Below are 6136 nucleotides of genomic sequence, written 5' to 3' on the forward strand. Positions count from 1 at the left end.
GGCAACTGTTAGGTTGGGTTGAGCGATCGCGTTACCCAATATTCCCAGGATGATGCTGGGTTTCGTTACCTCAACCCAGCCTACAAAATTGGGGTTTAAATTAGCATTGTTGTAATAAAAGAGCCATTGTGTATTTCTAAGTTGAATGAAGCTAGTAGGTTGGGTTGAGCGATCGCGTTACCTAACATTCCCAGGATGATGCTGGGTTTCGTTACCTCAACCCAGCCTACAAAATTGGGGTTTAAATTAGCACTGTTGTAGTAAAAGAGCCATTGTGTATTTCTGAATTGCCTGAAGCGCATTTTATTCCATCTATAGCAATCCTATTTTAGTTGTGAACTATCCCTTCAGATACCCGACTTCGTAAGAGTTGTCGGATATCTCGCCTTCACGAATCATTTAAGATTGCTATATCTCTCTTCTTACTCTTCCTTTGTGTTCTTTGTGTCTTTGTGGTTAAATAACAACCTTGCATCCTCATTTATCCTAACCTTAGACAAATCGGTGAGCAAATTCATAGGTGAAATCAACTCTTCCCTTGCGTAAAACGGCTGGATCTAATCTTTCAGTTGTATTGCAAGTCATCAAAACCACTAACTTTTGCTTAGTATGAATCCCCGAATCATCAATGACACTTTGATAGAGGGTTCCATCTAGTAAGCTCAAAATATGCTCTGTTTTGTTGTTATTTTGAGCGGCTTCAGAAGCGCGATTTTTTGCTAAATTATCCGCTTCGTTAATAATCAGACAAATTCGCTCTAAGTAACTTGGCGGTACAAAATTCTCAACCGCATCGTGATCCAGAATAAAAATTACATATCCGAGAGGCGCGAGAATTTCTTTTGCTACAGCTTGCGTCCAAGCAGTTTTTCCCGTACCCGGATCTCCGTGGACGAGAACCGCTAACTGACTTTGGTCGAGAATTGCCTGCTGTACGCTATCGGTAAAGCTTTGAATGTCAGCGGGAAACGACCGAATTGGAAATTCGCCGTGAATTTTTCCCACACGACTCTGGTAGCCACTCAGCATCACTGCAAGATTAAAAGTTGCTTTATTGACCAGTGGCGCTAGTTCCTTAGCCATCAGGGTATAGCGTCGCCGTCCCCGATCTAAATTTTCAATTTCTAGCCAAGCTTGCTGTTGAGGCCAATAGGCATAAACCGTGTTAATGATATCGAGACGTTCCCAGTTAACAAATCGATCTACAGGATAATAAAAATATCGATCTAGATAATACTGGGTAATCATGTCCGGACGTCCCAATAATTCCAGAACTTTGAAAATAGTAATTTCCTGTAGCCGATTGAGAACGTGTTCAATGGGAATGCTGTTACGGCTGACAAATTGAATGACAGGCGAATCAACACTTAAAACGTCTTGGAAGCGATAATCTGGACTTGGAGGGTCTGGGGTAATGTAATTCCAAAATTCATCGACTTCATATCGCGTACTTTCAGAAAATACATTTAAAATATTTGCCCACCAAGTATATTCATTGCGACCCATTGCATCAGCAACATCGCTAGCTAAATCCAAAGCTTTCTGGCTTAGCTCTTTGGGGTCGTTAAATACTAAATGCACAAGAAATCCCCAGTCAATCTGCCGGGTTAAGGGTCGCCAACCTGCACCCAATAAGCCTTTAGCTTGCGGGTTTTTGTTGCCTGGATTGCTTTCGTCGTTTCCGAAGTATCCCGATCCCATAGTTTCAGTTCTTCTTGCTTTGTGATGGAATGATGAGGAAGTAATGCGCTCAGTTATTTTTCCAAACTGCCATTTAAATTTTTTGCAAGTATTCGGATGGAACGCAATCCACTAGCCAAACCCCATTTTCAGAACAGTAAAATTCATATCCTGCTTTGTGCATTGCCGCCGCATCTACAGCAAAAACGACCGGACGACCATGCCGTGCGCCGACAGTTTTTGCGATGGAAATATCCTTCGATAGATGGACGTGGTGACGCGACATTTTACACAGTCCTGTACTCAAAATTGATTCGACTGTACCGTGTCCTGTACCGTGGTATAACACATCTGGAGGAACAACGGCTTCTAGCTGCAAATCAACTTCTGTACTATGTCCTTGATTCGCACGAATTAAGGTGCCTGTTGAGTCAAAGGAAAAGCGTTTTTTGTCATTTTTAGCGACAACTTCATCGAGTTCAGCACGAGTAAGAATAAAAGAGCGATCTGCACACGCTTTTAGAAGTTTATCGACAGCAACCCAGCCACCAGGTGCAAGTTGAAGACCAATTGCTTCAGGAGTATGCCGAAGATGCTTGCTGAGATATTTGCTAATTTTAACTAAGCGAGAATTATTCATTGAATCGCTCTTTTTAATTTAACAATACCAGTCATCCTCTAAATATCGCTTGACCAAACCTGCGTGGGATAAAGGACTCGATAAATCGTTTAAATCGCAGTTTGTTTCATAATCTAATAACAACACAGTTTGGTCTGCACTTAGCTGTTTTAGTTCCGCGAGTAGGTTCTGAAGATAGTTCTCTAGTACCCATTTATACGATGGTAGGTAGATGGCATGACGTGCTTCTGCATAGGACAATAATTTGTCTCCGGTTAAGCCTGCACGATGCCCTAGAACCTTGCCGGAAGTTCGTGTCGTGCGCTTGATCCCCTTCATATTAGCGATCGCTAGTTTGCCCGGATCTACATCCGCAGACTCAAAAACTTTTAATCCCTGCCAAATACCTTCAACGGTGTAGCTAAAGTGTCCCGGCGAAAATGGAACGGGAATTCCACCATGAGGATAAAATGGACTAAAGCGAAACCAGGGTTCTGAACCACGAGAAGTTAAGTCGAGAATCGTTGCTTCGTCATAGCGTTTACGCAAAGTATCCAGGGATGTGCGGCGACTTTTTACAAAAATCGGCATTTTAGCAATGCTGACAAAGGCGACAGGCTGGGAAATCGCACAATGACAGTATTTGTATTATAAGGTACTACAGCCTGGGATTGACCGATTCCCGATAAATCTTGCTTTGCCAATTGTAAGGGCGCACGGCTTGTGCGCTCCTATTCTATTTCTAGCTAATGCAACTCAGTACCGTCTTTGCGGAGGAGATAGCGATCGCTTATCAACTTCAACACCACTCGCCCAATTTCTGGATGCGTTCTCTCAACTAACGGCTGTACGACAACGCCTTCCATCATGCAATCTGAAACCAATACGCTATCAGCATTGTTAAACTGATATACCGCTTCCCAACTGTAAGCACCGATATAGAGAACAGGCACTCTGGGTAAGGAAAATTCTTCACAAAACCCTACAAATTCAGTGTAATTGAGGAATCTGTTGCCGCTACGCACAGCAAACAGAGCCATTCCAATCTTACCATTCTGCAAGCCATACTTAATATCTTGTACACCATAAATCTCCCCAAAAACTTGAGTGTTTGGTGGCAGTTTATGCAGAAATGGATTTTCGTTGTAAGCCCGAATGTAGACTAAATTATTGTTAGTTTCGTTATTTTTCCAGAAGTAGTTGTGGCTACCTACGTGAATGGTTTCATCAGCATCTACCAAGACAGTGAAATTCGTGCCGTGAAGCTTCTCCGTCACGACCACTTCTTCCCCATCCTGAAGGATATCTCGATACCGCTTGAGATTTTCTGGGCTGGGGAATTTGTAGTGTCCAATCGGGGCTTCCATATCCCCATTCATACTTTTTGGCGGCAGAGGATATTCGTACTTTGTCACCCCAAAGTATTCGGTGTAGTCATCGCCCACATTTACCGTAAATTTTTCACTAACAGGAATCAGTAAACCTTCAGAGAAGATACCGCGTAGTTTTGCTGCACGCAGTTTCTTGGAGTAGTAAGGGCGAATCCCAAATTCATCGAGATACTGTTCGGGAATCACACTTTCAATCGGGAAGTAGAACGCCAAATCTTCAGTTTTAAAATTACCCTTAGCAGTAATAACTTGATACGCCATCCCTTCAAACGTGCAAATGTCTAATCTGTCAGCATTGGGATGAGGAGTGACGTTGTTGATTTTGACGATTTCTACCTTAAAGATGCTCATGACAAACTTATTAAAATTTGAAACAACTCCGAATTCTTTTTCCCTTTGCTTTAACGCGAAAAATTCGTTTTAATATTGCTAAATCATCGGGATGCTGTTCGCCAACAATTTGCCATACGGCAAGGGCTACCACTTTGTACGCTGTCTGTATTTCGCTCATGGCATCTTTTGGGATGAATATATTTTTGGCAAAGATTTGCACTAGCGGCAAATCTACATCGATCGTTGATATATTTCACCGATAACGAAACCTATGCAGTCCAGAGTAAGGCGGGCACTGCCCACCTTACTTTGTTTTGTCAGAGCAGGTTTTTTAAAACCTACCCCTACTTGTCATCCCGGACTGGCAAAGGTGTCTCCAGAATTTCCATCAGCAACTCTAGACGCGAAGGACGAGACAAAAGTGGCATCAAGTTCGGCAACGAATAGTAGTCACCCGCAAAGGTGAAAGTATCTACTTGCGCCTGTTTTTCTTGTAACTTGCGCTCTAGCCAATCGTAGGAATAACCTACTTTGACAATGAGGACGCTTGGCTCTACTTTGAGATCGCGCTTGTAGGCGTCGAAAGTTTCCACAAAGTAGGGCGCTTTATTTTCTCCTCCGTCCGTTACTAGGATGATTTGCTCAACCAGTTGCTTTCTCAGGCGCATCGCTTCCAAGCCGCAACCGATGCTAGTGGCACCGTTGGCTTTGATGTGCTGGAATGCCCGTTCCCAGTCGCTCAACTGGTTCCCAGACGCCTTAATCGGATAAGGCATGGTGTCAAAGGCGTAGACGAATAAATCTGCCGCCGCCATGCCGGAAATTAGAGCGGCGATGCGCTTCCCGACTTCGATGGCGCTTTCCATTGAGCTAGACTTATCGACTAGCAGGGCGGTTGGCTGATTAATTTTGCCGCGCTTTTTCACCTGCTCGTCCATGACGCGCTCTAACTTGGCGGCTGTTTCGGCATCTAGTTCCGCCGCATCTGCCGCTACACGCGCCTTGAGAGCTGCTACCCGCACATCAGTTTGCGCTTTCTCCAATTTCTCGTCGATGAGGGCTTTTACCTGGGGGTTTGCCATTGCACCGCGAGATTGCAGTGACTTGAGGTTGTTAATCACCTCTTGGGGTGTCATGGAGTTAATTAGCGCGACTAGCACGGTGGGGGTCATCTGTTTGATGGCTCCCACTGCCACTGTGTAGGGAATTTTGTGTTCTACAATCAGTTGCGCTTGCTCTAAGGGTGAAGATGCGATCGCCATCAGCTTTAGCGCAAACGCTAAACTATCTTCTGGCGGGTTGTCCTTGAATAACACTGCATCTGCGCGATCGCTCGGTTTAATATGCAAGCTAGCATACAGGTGCTTCATCGCACTGCGTGCCCGCAGCGCTGCTCGATCGAAGAATACAGGATTTTTCTCCCGTTCATAAAGATAGCGCCGCACCGCAGTTCGGGTAGAACGCGGCAACTTACCCCGGTGTTGCTTCAAGAAGTCTACAATCCGCGCTACTTGATAAGGCGGAAACTCTTGTAGCATGACAAAACCAGCATCGCGGTGTTCCCATAAGCTGCTAGTAAGCAAATTCCCCACAAATACCTCTTTGTGGTCGCGGACATCCCCATTGCGCTGATACCATACCGCTAAATGTCCATAGAAGATGGGGTCGTTTTCCACCATCTTCTTGTGAACTTCACTCACCTTCTCTAGCTCCCGGTGAGGCGTGGTGAGCAGACTATTTAACATATCTAAACGCAAGTCGCGCTCTGTAGTTTGCATGGGAATCACCTCATAGCTAAAGGCTCGTGCTGGGAGTCCGCCAGGGATTTAAACCCTCACCAGGTCTTTTAGGACTTGGAGCATTTGTGTAAAGGCTCGTGCTGGGAGTCCGCCAGCCAGCCAGTCCGCCAGCCAGAGGTTTAAACCCCTGGCTAATAGCTAAAGTCGGTTAAAACCGACTAATAATCATTTTCTTGAGAGTCCGCCAGTCCGCCAGCCAGAGGTTTAAACCCCTGGCTAATAGCTAAAGTCGGTTAAAACCGACTAATAATCATTTTCTTGAGAGTCCGCCAGTCCGCCAGCCAGAGGTTTAAACCCCTGGCTAATAGCTAAAG

General features: G+C 44.9%; 6 protein-coding genes. All 6 read right to left on the reverse strand.

The features are described 5' to 3' along the window. Positions 1-95: 95 nt before the first annotated feature. Positions 96-302 (reverse strand): hypothetical protein, encoded by a 207-nt coding sequence (locus tag ACFW2W_RS16960; RefSeq protein WP_378180484.1) that lies wholly within the window; start codon positions 300-302, stop codon positions 96-98. Positions 303-492: 190 nt separating this feature from the next. After that, positions 493-1701, reverse strand: a complete 1209-nt coding sequence (locus tag ACFW2W_RS16965; protein ID WP_378180487.1) for an AAA family ATPase — start codon at positions 1699-1701, stop codon at positions 493-495. 73 nt (positions 1702-1774) lie between these two features. After that, on the reverse strand, positions 1775-2320 hold the full coding sequence (locus ACFW2W_RS16970) for an RNA 2'-phosphotransferase (protein WP_378180489.1): 546 nt from the start codon (positions 2318-2320) through the stop codon (positions 1775-1777). Between the two features lie 18 nt (positions 2321-2338). Continuing rightward, a complete protein-coding gene (locus tag ACFW2W_RS16975) occupies positions 2339-2890 on the reverse strand; it encodes a DUF6939 family protein (protein WP_378180492.1) in 552 nt (183 codons plus the stop codon). Positions 2891-3045: 155 nt separating this feature from the next. Next, positions 3046-4041, reverse strand: a complete 996-nt coding sequence (locus tag ACFW2W_RS16980) for an RNA ligase family protein (RefSeq protein WP_378180495.1) — start codon at positions 4039-4041, stop codon at positions 3046-3048. A gap of 326 nt (positions 4042-4367) precedes the next feature. After that, on the reverse strand, positions 4368-5801 hold the full coding sequence (locus tag ACFW2W_RS16985; protein WP_378180498.1) for a hypothetical protein: 1434 nt from the start codon (positions 5799-5801) through the stop codon (positions 4368-4370). Between the last annotated feature and the right edge of the window lie 335 nt (positions 5802-6136).

The organism is Coleofasciculus sp. H7-2, assembly GCF_042747725.1.
Taxonomy (GTDB): Bacteria; Cyanobacteriota; Cyanobacteriia; order Cyanobacteriales; family FACHB-T130; genus FACHB-T130.

What these genes read in the sequence shown, in the direction of transcription:
- ACFW2W_RS16960 (WP_378180484.1), bottom strand. Translation starts at nt 302, where the DNA reads ATGCGCTTCAGGCAATTCAGAAATACACAATGGCTCTTTTACTACAAC.
- ACFW2W_RS16965 (WP_378180487.1), bottom strand. Translation starts at nt 1,701, where the DNA reads ATGGGATCGGGATACTTCGGAAACGACGAAAGCAATCCAGGCAACAAA.
- ACFW2W_RS16970 (WP_378180489.1), bottom strand. Translation starts at nt 2,320, where the DNA reads ATGAATAATTCTCGCTTAGTTAAAATTAGCAAATATCTCAGCAAGCAT.
- ACFW2W_RS16975 (WP_378180492.1), bottom strand. Translation starts at nt 2,890, where the DNA reads ATGCCGATTTTTGTAAAAAGTCGCCGCACATCCCTGGATACTTTGCGT.
- ACFW2W_RS16980 (WP_378180495.1), bottom strand. Translation starts at nt 4,041, where the DNA reads ATGAGCATCTTTAAGGTAGAAATCGTCAAAATCAACAACGTCACTCCT.
- ACFW2W_RS16985 (WP_378180498.1), bottom strand. Translation starts at nt 5,801, where the DNA reads ATGCAAACTACAGAGCGCGACTTGCGTTTAGATATGTTAAATAGTCTG.